The sequence below is a fragment of the Micromonospora sp. Utrum1 genome, from assembly GCF_057197805.1.
Genome location: NZ_CM170071.1, coordinates 6,846,389 through 6,861,723 on the forward strand (window position 1 = coordinate 6,846,389; position 15,335 = coordinate 6,861,723).

General features: G+C 73.6%; 12 protein-coding genes. 5 read left to right on the forward strand and 7 right to left on the reverse strand.

Annotated features, from left to right (window positions below):
• Nucleotides 1-18: 18 nt before the first annotated feature.
• The 4 genes from AC0OLQ_RS32145 to AC0OLQ_RS32160 form a co-directional block, all read right to left on the reverse strand.
• A complete protein-coding gene (locus AC0OLQ_RS32145) occupies nucleotides 19-636 on the reverse strand; it encodes a GTP-binding protein (RefSeq protein WP_091318041.1) in 618 nt (205 codons plus the stop codon).
• The gene (locus AC0OLQ_RS32150; RefSeq protein WP_091318039.1) at nucleotides 617-979 is read right to left on the reverse strand and encodes a DUF742 domain-containing protein; all 363 of its coding nucleotides are present in this window, start codon (nucleotides 977-979) and stop codon (nucleotides 617-619) included. Before AC0OLQ_RS32150 ends, AC0OLQ_RS32145 begins: the two co-directional genes overlap by 20 nt.
• A 66-nt stretch (nucleotides 980-1,045) precedes the next feature.
• Nucleotides 1,046-1,453, reverse strand: coding sequence for a roadblock/LC7 domain-containing protein (locus tag AC0OLQ_RS32155; protein WP_091262735.1), 408 nt, complete (start codon nucleotides 1,451-1,453; stop codon nucleotides 1,046-1,048).
• Complete coding sequence (locus AC0OLQ_RS32160; RefSeq protein WP_484529290.1) at nucleotides 1,450-4,458, reverse strand: sensor histidine kinase; 3,009 nt, start codon at nucleotides 4,456-4,458, stop codon at nucleotides 1,450-1,452. Before AC0OLQ_RS32160 ends, AC0OLQ_RS32155 begins: the two co-directional genes overlap by 4 nt.
• A 449-nt stretch (nucleotides 4,459-4,907) precedes the next feature.
• Between AC0OLQ_RS32160 and AC0OLQ_RS32165 the strand changes: the two genes are divergently transcribed.
• Complete coding sequence (locus tag AC0OLQ_RS32165) at nucleotides 4,908-6,089, forward strand: ABC transporter substrate-binding protein (protein WP_484529291.1); 1,182 nt, start codon at nucleotides 4,908-4,910, stop codon at nucleotides 6,087-6,089.
• Nucleotides 6,090-6,139: 50 nt separating this feature from the next.
• Here the strand turns inward: AC0OLQ_RS32165 and AC0OLQ_RS32170 are convergent, their stop codons facing one another.
• Complete coding sequence (locus AC0OLQ_RS32170; protein ID WP_484532493.1) at nucleotides 6,140-6,973, reverse strand: ABC transporter permease; 834 nt, start codon at nucleotides 6,971-6,973, stop codon at nucleotides 6,140-6,142.
• Nucleotides 6,974-7,083: 110 nt separating this feature from the next.
• Nucleotides 7,084-8,115, reverse strand: coding sequence for an ABC transporter substrate-binding protein (locus tag AC0OLQ_RS32175; protein WP_484529292.1), 1,032 nt, complete (start codon nucleotides 8,113-8,115; stop codon nucleotides 7,084-7,086).
• 286 nt (nucleotides 8,116-8,401) lie between these two features.
• On the opposite strand from AC0OLQ_RS32175, the gene AC0OLQ_RS32180 reads away from it, so the two are divergent.
• The 4 genes from AC0OLQ_RS32180 to AC0OLQ_RS32195 all read left to right on the forward strand — a co-directional run bounded on the left by AC0OLQ_RS32180 (nucleotide 8,402) and on the right by AC0OLQ_RS32195 (nucleotide 13,684).
• Entirely contained in the window at nucleotides 8,402-9,205 is an 804-nt protein-coding gene (locus tag AC0OLQ_RS32180) for an ABC transporter ATP-binding protein (RefSeq protein WP_484529293.1), read from the forward strand.
• Between the two features lie 2 nt (nucleotides 9,206-9,207).
• Complete coding sequence (locus AC0OLQ_RS32185; RefSeq protein WP_484532494.1) at nucleotides 9,208-10,158, forward strand: LLM class F420-dependent oxidoreductase; 951 nt, start codon at nucleotides 9,208-9,210, stop codon at nucleotides 10,156-10,158.
• Nucleotides 10,155-10,463 carry a cupin domain-containing protein gene (locus tag AC0OLQ_RS32190; protein ID WP_148793507.1) on the forward strand — a complete coding sequence of 103 codons (309 nt, stop codon included), beginning with the start codon at nucleotides 10,155-10,157 and terminating at the stop codon, nucleotides 10,461-10,463. Before AC0OLQ_RS32185 ends, AC0OLQ_RS32190 begins: the two co-directional genes overlap by 4 nt.
• Before the next feature lie 65 nt (nucleotides 10,464-10,528).
• Complete coding sequence (locus AC0OLQ_RS32195; protein ID WP_484529294.1) at nucleotides 10,529-13,684, forward strand: hypothetical protein; 3,156 nt, start codon at nucleotides 10,529-10,531, stop codon at nucleotides 13,682-13,684.
• A 45-nt stretch (nucleotides 13,685-13,729) separates the two neighbouring features.
• Here AC0OLQ_RS32195 and thiC read toward each other — a convergent pair whose 3' ends face one another.
• Nucleotides 13,730-15,322, reverse strand: coding sequence for a phosphomethylpyrimidine synthase ThiC (thiC, locus tag AC0OLQ_RS32200; RefSeq protein ID WP_484529295.1), 1,593 nt, complete (start codon nucleotides 15,320-15,322; stop codon nucleotides 13,730-13,732).
• Nucleotides 15,323-15,335 lie beyond the last annotated feature (13 nt).

Here is a 15,335-nt window from a genome sequence, read left to right on the forward strand (position 1 = left end):
CCGCCGCCGGGCGGCCCGTCAGCCGACCGGGGTCGCGAAGCCGTGCTCGGCCTGGAGCCGGAGCATGGCGTGCTCGACCACGGTCACCAGCACCTGCTTGACCGACTCGCGCCGGCGGGCGTCGCACATCACCAGCGGCACGTCCGGCGAGATCGCCAGCGCCTCGCGGACCTCCTCCAGCTCGTAGTGCGGCGCGTCGTCGAACCGGTTCAGCGCCACCACGTACGGCAGGTTGCGGTTCTCGAAGTAGTCCAGCGGCGCGAAGGCGTCGGTGATCCGGCGGGTGTCCACCAGCACGGCCGCGCCCACCGCCCCCCGGATGATCTCGTCCCACATGAACCAGAAGCGGGTCTGGCCCGGCGTGCCGAAGAGATAGAGGATCAGGTCCTCGGCCATGGTGATCCGGCCGAAGTCCATGGCGACCGTGGTGGTCTCCTTGCCCGGCACCTTCGACGGGTCGTCGATGCCGACGCCCGCGGCGGTCATCAGCGCCTCGGTGGTCAGCGGCTGGATCTCGGAGATCGCGCCCACCAGGGTGGTCTTGCCCACCCCGAAGCCGCCCGCGATGACGATCTTCGCGGAGATGATCTCCCGGCTGCGGCTCGCCCCGGCGGGGTCATAGTTCGCGAAGTCCACTTAGCACCCTTCCAAGCAGGTTCATCCGCGCCGCGAACCCCGTCGCGGGAGCGGCAGTGTGTAGCGTCAGCAGGCCCTCGGCCACCAGGTCGGCGACCAGCACCCGGGTGACGCCCAGCGGCATCCGGGTGTACGCGGCGATCTCCGCCAGCGACTGTGCCCGGCCCTCGCAGACCGAGGCGATGCGGTACTTGTCGTGCCCGGCGAACCGCGCCTCGGCCGACTGGGTGGGCGTGCACGACAGCACCGCCTCGAGCGCGATGTTCTGCAACGGCTCGGTGCGGCCACGGGTGACCGCGTACGGCCGCACCAGCGCGCCACGCGGATCTCGTCGTGGTTCCATCTCGCGATCACCTCCCCTCGTACGGAGCCGGACGGGCTCCGGATCACCAGGTCACCGGGCGGCCGGTCAGGGCCGGACGGCGTCCCTCGGCAGCGGGACCAGCGCCTGGCCGACCCGTTCCACCAGCAGTGCCATCTCGTAGCCCACCTGGCCGACGTCGCAGCTCCGCGCGGCCAGCACGGCCATCGAGGAGCCGTCGCTGATGGACATGAGGAAGAGGTATCCACTGTCCATCTCGATGACGGTCTGGAGCACTCCGCCGGCGCTGAACATGCGGGCGGCGCCCTCGGTCAGGCTCACCACGCCGGAGGTGATCGCGGCGAGCTGGTCGGCCCGATCCCCCGGCAGGTCGCGGGAGGAGGCGAGCAGCAGCCCGTCCGCGGACACCGCCACCACGTGGGCGATGCCCGCCACGCTGTCGGCGAAGTTGGTGAGCAGCCAACCCATGTCCTGCATGGCCGCTGGCCTGTTCATCGGTTCGTCTCCTTGGTCGAGGTGCTGTTCAGGTCCGCGCCGGCCGTCCGGCCCCGCTGCACACCGCGGTGGTAGGCCGACAGCAGACCGCGTACTTCGTCCGGGGTGCGCCGGGCGCTGGCCCGGCTGCCCTTCGGCTCGATGCCGCCGGGCACGAGCTGGGCCTGCGGCACCCGCTTGGGCAGGCCGGAACGGGTGGTGCCGCCGTTGGCGGGTTCCGCGGCCCGGCTGGCCCGCGACCACCCCTCGTCGGCCGCCGTCCGCCAGGCCGACGGGTCGACCGGCGGCGGTGTCGGTGCCGGCGCGGGGACGGCCGCGGCGGGCGGCGGCGGGACCGCCGGCGGGACGTAGGGCGGTGGTGTGGTCAGCCCCGCCGCCTGGACGCCCGGGGTGCGGGTCGGCAGCGGCGGCAGCGGCGACGCGCCGGCGGGCTTCGCGGTCGCGGCGGGCTGCGCCGGTGCCGGCGGCGGCTCGTCGTCGAACCGGGGGCGGGTGAAGATCGTGGTCTCGTCCTCGCCGTGCGAGCGGAACCAGACCGCCTCCATCTCCCGGAAGATCGGCGCCTCGGCCGCGCGGGCGACCACCGGGGCCGCCGGGGCGGGCTCGACCGCCGGGGCCGCGGCGGCCGGCTGGTAGGCCGGCGGGGCCGGGGTGGTGGTCGCCGCCGCCTCCCCGCCGGGCGTCCGCTTGGGCAGCGCGGGGCGCGCCGCGGTCGACCCGCCCGTGGACCAGCCGGCGCCGGAGACCGGCGCCGGGGCGGCGGGGGCCGGCGGCGCGGCGGGGGCCGGGACGGTGGGCAGCGCGCCGGTCACGCCGCCGAACCGCACGGCCGGCGCGGTGTCCCGCGCCTCGGCCGGCGCCTGCCAGCGGGCGGGGGGCGGGGTGGCCGTGCTGCGCCACTGGTCGGCCAGGGTGGCCGTGCCGGCCCGACCGGCGCCGGCAAGCGCGTCGGGGGCGCCCACCTGGCTGAGCGGGGACTGCTCGACGGCGAGCGGCTGGCGCGGGCGGGTCAGCGGGGCCTGGCCCCGGTTCGCCGGCAGCACCACGGTGGGGTTCGGCAGGGTGACCTGGGCGACCGTTCCGCCCTCCACGTTGCGGCGCAGCTCGACCCGGATCCCGTAGCGGGAGGCGAGCCGGCTCACCACGGCCAGACCCATCAGCCGGAACGCGGCCACGTCGACCGTGGGCGGGGCGGCCAGCCGGCGGTTGAGCGAGTCGAGCTGGTCGTCGCTGAGGCCGAGGCCGCGGTCCTCGACCTGGATCAGCACGTAGTCGCGGATCCGGCGGCCGTCGGCGACCACGATGGTGTTCGGCGGCGAGAACCGGGTGGCGTTGTCGAGCAGCTCGGCGACCAGGCGGACCACGTCGTTGACCGCGTGCGCGGCGACCGAGATGTCGGTGTCGACGGTGCCGAACTCGATCCGGTTGTAGAGCTCCACCTCGGACTGGGCGGCGCGCAGCACGTCGACCAGGAGCGCGTCGTCGCGGCGCGGCACGGCCGAGTCGGCCCCGGCCAGCACCAGCAGGTTCTCGTCGTTGCGGCGCATCCGGGTGGCCAGGTGGTCCAGCTCGAAGAGCTGGGCCAGCCGCTTCGGGTCCTCCTCGCCGCGCTCGATCGCGTCCAGCTCGCCGATCATCCGGTCGACCAGGCTCTGCGAGCGGCGGGCCAGGTTGAGGAACATCGCCGAGACGCTGGTCCGCAGCGCGGCCTGCTCGGCCGCCACCCGGACCGCCTCCCGGTGGACCACGTTGAAGGCGGCGGCCACCTGGCCGACCTCGTCGCGGTTGGTCAGCTTGATCGGGTCCCGGACCTGCTGGACGATCTCGTCCACGCCGCCGTCGCCGATGTCGTTGACGGTCTGCAGCCGGCTCACCGCGTCGGGAAGGTCGTGGTTCGCCACCGCCAGCGCGCCCTCGCGCAGCCGGCGCAGCGAGTCGTTGAGCGAGCGGGCCAGCACCACGGCCAGCGTCACGGCGATGGCCAGGGTGAGCAGCACCAGCAGGCTCTCCACGATCGCCTGCCGGATGACGTCGGTGCGCACCGCGTCGGCGTCGGCGAGCAACTGGTCCTGGAGTTGGATCTCGGCCCACCGCATCAGGTCGCCGACCGAGCCGATGGCCGCGGCGGCCTCGTCCCGGGTGACCAGCGGGACCTGCCCGACCGAGCGGGAGACGTCGTTGGCCGTCCGGTCGGCGAGCTGCACGGCGTCACCGGAGACGGTGCGGTCCACCAGGGCCCGCTGGGCCGGCTCGGCGGCCCGGGAGAAGGAGAGCAGGGCCTCCTGCTGGCCGGTCAGCGTGGCGATGAAGGAGGAGAACTGCTCCTCGTCCATCCGACCGCTGGAGAGCGCGGTGTAGGCGACCGCCTCCTCATCGGCGACCTCGGCCTTGGCGTGGGCGAAGGCGGCCACCGCGCGGCGGGCGTCGGCCAGGCCCTCCGCGCCGGGCTGCTGGGCCAGCGTGTCGCCGTACGCGACGAGGTCGTCGAGGATGATCCCGTAGCGCAGGCTCGCCTCGGAGACCGGCATCTGCTGCCGGTCCAGCACCTCCTGGCGGGTGCCGTTGAGGGTGCCCAGGTGCTCGTCGATCACCTTGAGCCGGTCGCGCACCGAGCTCGGCACCTCGCCGAGCCTCCCCTGCTCGTCCCGGTACGCCGTGATCCGCTCGTCGGTGCGGCGTACCCGCAGGTTGTAGTCGTCCGGCTTCTGGTTCGGCGCGGCCAGGAAGGCGGCCGCCGCCATCCGCTCCTTGTGCAGGTCCTGGGTGAGTGCCGAGACGTCGATCGACAGCGCGGTCAGCGACCGGATTCGATTGGCCTCGTACGCGCCCTCGCCGACCGAGACGAGTCGGATAGTTGCCAGTGCGATGACGGCCGCCACCGGAACGACCAGGATGAGGGCGAGCTTGGAGCGGATCCGCGCGTCACGCAGCCGAGGCAGGCGCCGTCGCCGGTTCCGCTGATCGGCGGCGGGGCTCTCGGGCAGGGCCGTAGGTCCGGTGCTCACGACATCGCCTCCGTCGTTTCTTCCACGCTTGACCCGCCGACCCGTGCCTGGTGCAGCGGCCAGCGCCACGCGCGGCACGGCCGCGATTTCATCAGACGTGATCCTGTTTGGGAAGCGGCGATGAGGCAGGAAACGGTCGGGCCCGACTCAACCCGTGATCCGATCACCTAATACCTTCTTTTCTCCAGCCCCCTGAACAGGGCATGTAACTCCAGAGTGGTCGGTCGTATCTGCGCAGTAATTGTCGGTTAACGTTCCGTGTCCCCAACATGTGGGACGCGCGTCCCGAAACGGCTGCCGACATCCGCGCTTGACCACAGGGCCCGGCATTGGCAAGGTTTTGCAGGCTTCGCGCACACCGTACGGCACCCCAATCCCGTTCCTCCAGTGAGGACGGACGAGCGCGGCGGTGATCGGGCGCTGGCCCGTGCCGCACCTGGAGGACTGAGTTGAGCCCCATCCGCTCCGCGAGCATCGCGATGCTCGCATCGGCCGTGCTGGCCACCACGCTCACCGGCTGCGAAATCGGCGGGGAGCCGCAAAACACCAGCCCGATCGTGATCGCCGCGGACCTCGAACTTTCCGGCGCCTCCGCGCCGATCGGCAAGGTGTACCAACGGGCCCTGGAACTGAGGGTGCAGCAGTTGAACTCCTCCGGCGCGCTGGGTGGCCGGAAGATCGAACTCAGGGTGAAGGACAACCGCTCCGACGCCGCGGAATCGTTGCGGAACATCAACGATTTCAGCAGTGACTCGCGGGTAACCGCCATCATCATGGGCGGCTGCAACGAATGTGCGGTCGGCGCCGTCCGCACGATCGGCGAGAAGGGCATTCCCACCATCGCGCTCGCCTCCTCCGGTGAGGTCACGGAACCGGTCGCCGACCGCCGCTTTGTCTTCAAACTGGCTCCCAATGCGGCCGACAGCGCCGCCGCCCTCACCACCGAGTTGACCCGCCGCAACATCCGCAAGGTGGCCGTGCTGCACAGCGCCGACAAGTACGGCCAGGAGGGGCTGGCCGCGTTGAACAGCGAGTTCACCAAGGCCGGCATCCGGCTCACCCGCGCCGAGTCCGTGCGGACCACCGACACGGAGGTCAGCACCCAGATCGGCGACCTGATCGCCAAGAAGCCCGAGGCGCTGATCGTCTGGACACCGCCGGAGCAGGCGTCCCTGGCCGCGACCACCGCCCGGCAGAGCCGCTTCACCGGCGCGCTCTTCTTCGACGCCTCGGCGGCCGGCGACCTCTTCCTGGGCGCGTCGGCCCGGTCCACCGAGCGGGCCACGCTGATCTTCACCCAGACCATGGTCATCGACGACGTCATCGCCACCACCCCGGCCAAGGCCGCCCGGCGGCAGTGGTTCCAGGAGTACACCGCCCGGTTCGGCGGCTACAACGGCTACTCCTCGTTCGCCGCGGACGCCGTCCAGCTCATCGCCGACGCCGAACTGCGGGCCGGCGGGGAGCCCGGCGAGGTCGACCGCGACGCACTGCGCGACGTCCTGGAGACCTCGCAGCTCGACGGCCTCTCCGGGCCGATCCGGATGACCCCGGACAACCACTCCGGCCTGATGCCGCAGGCGCTCACCACGCTCGTCGCCCGCGGCGGCCGCTGGCGGCTGGCCGGCTAGTCGTGCCGGATCCCGGCAGGAAGCGGGCGCTTCCTGCCGGGAGCGGCCGCTCAGCGGGCCGAGGTGGTGGCGCGCACCCAGGGCAGGGCGAGGCGCTCGACCAGGCTGAGCGCCGAGTAGAGCAGGATGCTCATCACCGCCACCAGCACGATCGCCGCCCACGCCGTCGCGGTGTCGCCGACGCCGTTGTACTGGAGGATCTGGTAGCCCAGCCCCGGCCGGTCCGAGTAGAACTCGCCGATCACCGCGCCGATCGCGGCGAGCGGCATGGCCACCTTCAGGCCGACGAAGATCTGCGGCAGGGCGGCCGGGAAGCGCACCTTCCGGAACGCCTGCCACCAGGACGCGTTCAGCGACCGGCCCAGCTCGGCCAGGTCGGCGGGAGTGGTGGTCAGCCCGGTCGCCGTGGAGAGCACGATCGGGAAGAAGCAGAGCAGGAACACCATGGTCAGGATGGGCTTCTGCCCCCAGCCGACCGCGACCACGAGCAGCGGACCGAAGGCGATCTTCGGCACCGCGTTGACCGCCACCAGCAGCGGGGCGAACATCCGCTCCACCCGGCTGGAGGCGGCCAGCGCCATCCCGATCAACACCCCGGCGAGCGACGAGAGCAGGAAGCCGAGCAGGGTCATCCAGGTGGTGATGCCCAGCGCCGGCAGCAGCACGTCGGTCGTGCCGACCAGCGAGCGCCACACCGCCTGCGGCGGCGGCAGCGCGGCCGGGTGGACCAGGTGCAGCCCCGAGGTGACCAGCCACCAGGCGGCCACCGCGATGACCAGCCCGAGCACCGGCAGCCCCACCGCCCCCGGGCGTACGGCCAGCCGCCGCGGGGCGGGCGCGGGCTCCACCGACTCCTCCGGCGCCCCGGCCCGGGTCCCGGTCAACTGCGTCAACGTGTCCTCCTCTCTCGGCCGGCCCGACGACCGGCACGCGAAGGGGGTGCGCCCCACCGGGTGTCCCGGCGGGTCGCACCCCCGTGGCCCGAGCCGACCGGTCAGGCCTTCGGCGCGAGGTTGAAGTCGATGATCTGGTCGGGGGTGAGGTTCTGCTTGAGCGCCCCCGCACCCTGGAGCAGCGCGATGCTCTTGGCGACGCGGCCGCTGTCCAGGGTGCCGATCGCGGTGCCCGAGTTGCTGGAGCGGACGTACGCGGCCATCAGCTGGAGCTCCGCGGCGGACGCGGCCGGGTTGGCGGCCGGCACGTTCTTCTTCAGGAGCTCGCCCGCCTCGTCCGGGTGGGCCAGCGAGTACTCCAGGCCCTTGAGCAGCGCCGCGGTGAAGCGCTTGACCATCTCCGGCTTCTCCTTGGCGATCTTGCTGGAGGTGATCAGCACGTTGCCGTAGAGGTCCTGCATGACGTTGCTGTAGGGCAGCACGACCGGCTTCTTCTTGGCCACCGCCTCGACGGTGGGCTGGCCCACCACGAACTGGCCGATGCCGTCGACCGCGCCGGAGCCGAGCATGCCGATCAGGCCCTGCGCCTCGCCGTTGACCCAGGTCACCTTGCTGCCGTCGATGCCGGCCAGCCGGGCGTACGTCGGGAAGAGGTTGCGCACGACGGAGGTGGGGGTGTCGGCGAGCTTCTTGCCCTCGAGGTCCTTCGGGGTGGCGATGTTCTTGCCCTCGACCGAGACGATGGCGGCCATGGTGCGCTGCTGGATCGCCGCCACCGCGATGAAGTCCTTGGCCTGGCCGTTGCCGAGCTGGAGGATGCCGCCGGTGAGGTCGATCGGGCCGAAGTCGGCCTGGCCGCCGGTGATGGTCTGGATGACCGAGCCGGTGCCCTGCCCGGGCTTGATGTCGACGTCGAAGCCGGCCTCCTTGAAGAAGCCCTTCTCCTTCGCCACCCAGGCGTAGGAGTCACGGCCGAAGTTGCCGAAGGAGGTGAGGTATGTCACCTTCTCCAGCGCCGCACCGTTGCCGCTCTTGGCGTCCTCCGACTTGTCCGAGTCGCTGCTGCAGCCGCCGACGAGGGCGAGGGCGGTGGCCAGTGCCGCGGCGGCGACCGTACGGGTCAGCCTTCTCATCAGTGCACCATGTCCTTTCCGACCAGGGGATGTTCGCCCGGTCGGGTCGTGGGTCCGACGGTGTCGGCGGGAGGGGCGGCCGACGGGACCGTCGTGAGGGGACTCTTCGCGCGCAACAGCGTACGAGAACGCCGATGACGCCCGGCAGACGTGCGCGTTGCGGAACGGAAACGAAGTTGCCTGACGGAAAGGAGACTGCCGTCCACCCCGGACGGTGTTATAGGGACCACTTCCCGCTACGCTGGCCCGGCTCGCGTTCGCGACGTTGGAAGGGAGGCAGCGGGAGATGATCCGCCTTTCCGGGGTGTCCCGCACCTTCGACGGCCGCTCCGGCCGGGTCGAGGCGCTGCGCGGCATCGACCTCGACGTCGCGGAGGGCGAGTTCGTCGCCGTCCTCGGCCGCTCCGGGTGCGGCAAGTCCACGCTGCTCCGCATGATCGCCGGCCTGCTCCCGGTGACCGAGGGCGAGATCACCGTGGCCGGCACGCCGATCACGAAGCCCCGCCGGGACATCGCCATGCTGTTCCAGCGGCCGGCGCTGCTGCCCTGGCGCACGGTGCTGGACAACGTCCTGCTGCCCGTGGAGATCTTCGGCTGGAGCCGGGCGAAGCACCGGGACCGGGCTCGCGGCCTGCTGGAGATGGCCGGGCTGGCCGGCTTCGAGAAGCGCCTCCCCCACGAGCTCTCCGGCGGCATGCAGCAGCGGGTCGCGCTCTGCCGGTCGCTGATCGGCGAGCCCCGGGTGATGCTCATGGACGAACCCTTCTCCGCACTCGACGCGCTCACCCGGGAGGAACTCTCCGGCGAACTCCAGCGGGTGCACATGGAGACGAAGGCGACCATCGTCTTCGTCACCCACTCGATCGACGAGGCGGTGCTGCTCGCCGACCGGGTGGTCGTGCTCAGCCCGCGCCCCGGCCGGATCCGTGAGGTGGTCGAGGTCGCCGTGCCGCGGCCCCGCACGCTGGGCCGCCACGCCCACCTGGCCGAGGTGGCCCGGATCAGCGCCGAGCTGCACGAACTACTGATGGAGCGGGACGCCGCCGCGACGCCGGAGACGCCGGCCGGCGCCACGGCGGGAGGACGGTGACCATGCGGGTGTCGGTCTTCACCGAGCCGCACCGGGGGGCCAGCTACGACGAGCAGCTCCGGTTCGCCCGGCTCGTCGAGGAGACCGGCTTCGAAGGCTTCTTCCGGGCCGACCACTACCGCTCGATGGGGGACGACCCCGGGCTGCCCGGCCCCACCGACGCCTGGCTGACGCTCGCCGCGCTGGCCCGCGAGACCTCCCGGATCCGGCTCGGCACCCTGGTCACCTCGGCCACCTTCCGGCTGCCCGGACCGCTGGCCGTGATGGTCGCCCAGGTCGACCAGATGAGCGGCGGCCGTGTCGAGCTGGGCATCGGCGCCGGCTGGTACGAGCGCGAGCACACCGCCTACGGCATCCCGTTCCCGCCGGTCACCGAGCGGTTCGACCGGCTGGCCGAGCAGTTGGAGATCGTCACCGGGCTGTGGCGCACCCCGCCCGGCGAGACCTACAGCTTCACCGGGGACCACTACCGGCTGGTCGACGCGCCCGCGCTACCCAAGCCGGTGCAGCAGCCCGGCCCGCCGGTGATCGTCGGCGGCCGGGGCCCGAAGCGCACCCCCGAGCTGGCCGCCCGGTACGCCGACGAGTTCAACATGCCGTTCAAGACCGTCGCCGAGACGGCCGGCGCGTACGAGCGGGTCCGCGAGGCGTGCGACCGGACCGGGCGCACCGGTTCGGGGCGGGCGCCGCTGGTGCTCTCCGCCGGGATCGTGGTGGCGATCGGGCGTACCGACGCGGAGGCGCAGCGCCGCGCCGCGCCGCTGCACGTCAAGAGCGCGCTCCCGCCGGAGGACCCGGTGGTCGGCTCCCCCGCCCAGCTCGTCGACCGGCTCGGCGAGTTCGCCGCGATCGGGGCCGGCCGGGTGCACCTGCGTCTTATCGACTTCGCCGACCTCGACCACTTGGAGCTCATCGCCGCCGAGGTGCTCCCCCAACTGGACGGACCACGATGACCGACCTCTCCGCCGACCTCGAACTCGGCCCGGTGGGCCAGGAGATCGTCTTCGAGAACGACAAGGTGCGCGTCTGGCACATCCGGCTGGAGCCGGGCGAGCGGCAGCCGCTGCACCGGCACGACCACCCGTACCTGGTGGTCGCGATCCAGGGCGCGAAGAACGTGGTGCAGACGATCGACGGCACCACGATCGACGCCGACGAGCCGACCGGCGGGGTGGTCTACCGCGACCCGGGCGCCGTGCACATGCTGACCAACGTCGGCGACACCACGTACCTGGCCCGTCTCGTCGAGTTGAAGTAGCCACGCCGACACCAACCTCGGCGAGTAAGTAGCGGCCGGCCGCACCGGGCCGTAACGTGCCCGACATGGCCTTTCGGACGTGGGGCAGGCTGCTGCTCACTGCACTCGGGGTGAGCGTGCTGGCCGGGGCCGGCCAGCTGGGCATTGCGTACGGCTTCGGCGTCGTACGCCTCGACGGCGCGTTCGTCGACGGCTCGGTCAACCGGTGGCCCGCCCAGCTCGCCTGGGTCGGCTGGTTCGCCGCGGTCGCCACGGTCGCCGGGGCCGTCCTCACCGAACGCCTCGCCCGCCGGGACACTTCCCCGGCCGGCACCACCGAGCTGCTCTCCATCGCCGGCGTCAGCGCGCTGGGCGCGATCGTGGTCGCCCCGCTCTGCATGCAGCCGGCCCGCGCCGCCGAGCTGGGCGGCACCGTCGACCCGGTGTGGGCGGTCGGCATCTGCGCGATCCTCGGCGCGGTGGTCGGGGCGGGCGCGGCGATCGCCGTGCTGCTCAAGCCGCCGTTCGGCTGGAGCATCGCGCTCACCGCCGCGGCCGTCTGGTTGCTCGCCCTGGTCTCCGCCGCACCGTCGGTGGCGTCCACCGGCACGCTGACCACCGTACGCCTCGGCGTCCTCGAACCGTCCTGGCTGGACCCGGCCGCGGCCGAGCGCCTGGCCATGCTGCTGCTGCCCACGCTGGCCCTGCTCGCCGGCGCGGCGGTCGGCGCGCTGGCCCGCCGGGCCGGCTACCTGCCGCTGGTCGGCGGCGCGGCCGGGGCGGCCGGCCCGGTCCTGCTGGCCTTCGCCTACCTGACCGCCGGCCCCGGCAGCGCGGCCGACCGCTACCAGCTCGCGCCCTACTACGGTGCGCTGATCGCGGTCGCCGCCGGAGCGCTCGGGTCGACCGCCACCACGGTCCTGCCCCGACCCGTGACCACGGCCGACGGGCCGGACGCCATCGAGCCGACCGACATCCTCCAGGCGCTGCCGGCGTCGCCGGCCACTCCCGGCCCGGCCGACCCGGCTCCCGCCGCCCCGCTGACCGTACGCCCCGCCGGGGCACCCAGCCCCGCGCACTGGGACTGGCCGGAGGCCGGCGGGCTCACCCCGGTGCCGGCCGGACTCACCCGCCAGCCCCTCGGTCGCCCCGCCGTCGAGCCGCCGGTGGACCGGGACGAGCCGACCCCGGGGCACGGCTCGGGTCCCGCCGGTGAGCCCGCGGCGACCGGGCCGGGCTCGACTCGGCACCGGCTCGACGCGCCGCAGCCGGTGGCCGGGGGATCTTCCCCCATCGCGACCGACCGGGCTCGGGCGGCCGAGGACACCGATCGGCGGGAACCGGACACGGAGCCCGCATGGGCGTTCGGCGACTCCGTGCCGGACGAGCCGGCCACCGGGCGGGACGACGAGGAGCCGACCCGGAACCTGCCGATGCCCGGGTCGCTCCCGCCGGGACGGCGGACCTCGGCCATCGACGTGCTCGCCGCCGGCCGCCCGACCCCGCCGGCCGAGCCGGACCCGGTCCCGCGTCCCACCACGACGACGGAGCCCGCGCACCCGGCCGCATCGCACGCCGGGCGCACCCCGACGACCGACCGGACCGAAGCCCCGCCCGTCGCCCCCGCCCCGACACGGGACCGGACGGCAGGCCCGGAACCGACGCGGGATCGGACGGCGGCGGCGGAACTCGAGGTGTCGGAGACAACCCCCGCCGGGCCGGCCACGGAGGCGGCCCCGACGCGGACGACGCGATCCCGGCGGAGCCGGACCACCGCACCGGCGGCCCAGCCGGCGGATGCGGCGTCCCCGACGACGCGCTCGGCGGACGGCGTGCCCGCGAAGGCCGAGGCGCTCGACGATGCGCTCCGGACGACCAGTTCGGCGGACGACGCACCCTCGAAGGCCCGGCGGCGCACCGGTGCCCTCCCCACCGCCCGGGCGGTGGACGACACGCCCTCCACAGCACAACCGGCGGACAGCACATCCCCGGCGAGTGCGGCGGAGGCAGTGGCCGTCGAGTCCGCCCCGCCTCCGGCCGGCCGCGCCAAGCCCGCCCGCAAGCCGCGCACCACCCGGACCGCCACGGACCGGGCCGCCGCCGAGCCGACCACCACCACATCGGACGACGCCGAGGCGGCCGCGACCACGCCGGACCACACCGCCGAGCCGGCCGGCCAGACGCCGGACCACACCGTCGAGCAGACCGGAAGCAAGCCCGACCGCACCGTCGAGCGAGCCGGAAGCAAGCCCGAGCGCACCGTCGAGGCAGCCGGAAGCAAGCCGCCCGCCGGCCAGGTGACCGCAGCCGCAGCGGCCGCCGCCACTGAGCACATTCCGGGCGACGCGCCGGCAGCAGCGGTATCGGAGGCGTCGGACCCGGCCGCTCCGGCGCCGGTCGCGGACCCGGCGGGCGACCCGAGCGGCGGCAGCACGCCGGCCGCCGGCGAGCGGCGCAACTTCTTCTTCGCCCCCGAGCCGGCGCCGGCCGACCTGCCCGAGCCCCCGGCGTCGCCCCGGCCGCGAATCCCCATCTTCGAGGACGTGACCCCGGGCAACGTCCGGCCGGCCTGGCCGATCGCCCCCGCCCCGAACTGGCCGGTCACCCCGCGCGGCGGCACCGAGCCGGCCGAACCGGGCGGCCCGACCGCCGGCCCGGACGGCGACCGCGCCGGCACCCGGACTCCCGAGGCCACCCGGCCCGAGCCGGCGCCGCGCCCCCGGCACCGGGCCCTGCCCGACCTGGGCCGGAGCACCGGCTGGGACGCCCTCGCCAACGCCCGCCCCGCCGGGCCGACCGCCCCGTCGCCCGCCGGCCGGGCTCCGGAAACCACCGGTCCGGCTCCGGAGGCCACCGGCCTCACCGGCCGCGCCGCGGAAGCCACCGGATCGGCCGGTCAGGCCCCGGAAACCACCGGCCCGGCCGGCCAGGCCCCCGAAACCACCGGCCCGGTCCTCCCGGCCTGGGACGGTCCGGCCCCGGAGAAGGCACCTGGCGGCCGGCACGCCGACGTGTCCGAGGCCGACGAGGCCCCCGATGCGGCCGGCGGGAAGGGCAAGGCCCGGCGCGGCCTGTTCCGGCGTAACCGGGGCAAGGGTGGCGAGCCCGGCGAGGCCGACCGCGAGTCCGAGCCGCTCGCGGCGCAGGACGAGGAGTTCGTCGACTGGGTCGCCGGCCTCGCCTCGGACGACAACGCGGACGACGCCCGGTCGCTGCGTACCGGCCGGCACCACCGCGACTGAGCCCGCGGGGGCCGGGTCGACCAGCGGCCCGGCCCCCGGCGGCGCTCAGGCCAGCGGCAGGTAGACCCGGGAGCCGCCGGCCACGAACTCCTCGGACTTGTCCTTCATGCCGCGCGCCGCGTAGTCCTTCAACTCCTGCGTGATCTTCATGGAGCAGAACTTCGGCCCGCACATCGAGCAGAAGTGGGCGGTCTTTGCCGGCTCGGCCGGGAGCGTCGCGTCGTGGTACGACCGGGCGGTCTCCGGGTCCAGCGCCAGGTTGAACTGGTCCTCCCAGCGGAACTCGAACCGGGCCTTCGAGAGCGCGTCGTCCCAGGCCTGCGCCCCCGGGTGCCCCTTCGCCAGGTCGGCCGCGTGCGCCGCGATCTTGTAGGCGATCACGCCCGCCTTCACGTCGTCCCGGTCCGGCAGTCCGAGGTGCTCCTTCGGGGTGACGTAACAGAGCATCGCGGTGCCGAACATGCCGATCATCGCGGCGCCGATCGCCGAGGTGATGTGGTCGTACGCGGGCGCGATGTCGGTGGTCAGCGGGCCGAGCGTGTAGAACGGGGCCTCGTGGCACCACTCCTGCTGGAGGTCCACGTTCTCCTTGATCTTGTGCATCGGCACGTGCCCCGGGCCCTCGATCATCACCTGGACGTCGTGCGCCCAGGCGACCTTCGTCAGCTCACCCAGGGTGCGCAGCTCGGCGAACTGCGCCTCGTCGTTGGCGTCCGCGATCGAGCCCGGCCGCAGCCCGTCACCGAGCGAGAAGGTCACGTCGTAGCGGGCGAGCAGCGCGCACAGCTCCTCGAAGTGGGTGTAGAGGAAGTTCTCCTCGTGGTGCGCCAGGCACCACGCCGCCATGATCGAGCCGCCCCGGGAGACGATCCCGGTCACCCGGTCCACCGCCAGCGGCACGTACGGCAGCAGCACCCCGGCGTGCACGGTCATGTAGTCGACGCCCTGCTCGGCCTGCTCGACCACGGTCTCGCGGAACACCTCCCAGCTCAGCTTCACCGGGTCGCCGCCGACCTTCTCCAGCGCCTGGTAGATCGGCACGGTGCCGATCGGCACCGGCGAGTTCCGCACGATCGCCTCGCGCGTCTCGTGGATCCGCTTACCGGTGGACAGGTCCATCACGGTGTCCGCACCCCACCGGGTGGCCCAGGTCAGCTTCTCCACCTCCTCGGCGACCGAGGAGGTCACCGCCGAGGTGCCGATGTTGGCGTTGACCTTGACCAGGAACGCCTTGCCGATGATCGCCGGTTCGCACTCCGGGTGGTTGACGTTGAGCGGCAGCACCGCCCGCCCGGCCGCGATCTCGTCCCGGACGAACTCCGGCGCGACCCCCTCCCGGATCGCCACGAACTCCATCTCCGGCGTGACGATCCCGGCCCGGGCGTACCCGAGCTGGGTCGGCCGCTTCGCCGCGACGCCGGCCAGCGGGGTGCCGGCGCCGCGCACGGGGGCGACGTCCCCGCGGGCGGCGATCCACGGCCCGCGCAGCGGCGGCAGTCCCACCTCCGGTTCCGAGCCGGGGCCGGAGGTGTCGTAGAGCCGGACCGGTGGATTGTCCCCGGTCAGCTCCACCTCGGCGAACGGCACCCGGATGTCCGGCCGTGACCCCTCGACGTAGACCTTGCGACGTGCGTGCATGACAGCCTCCCTG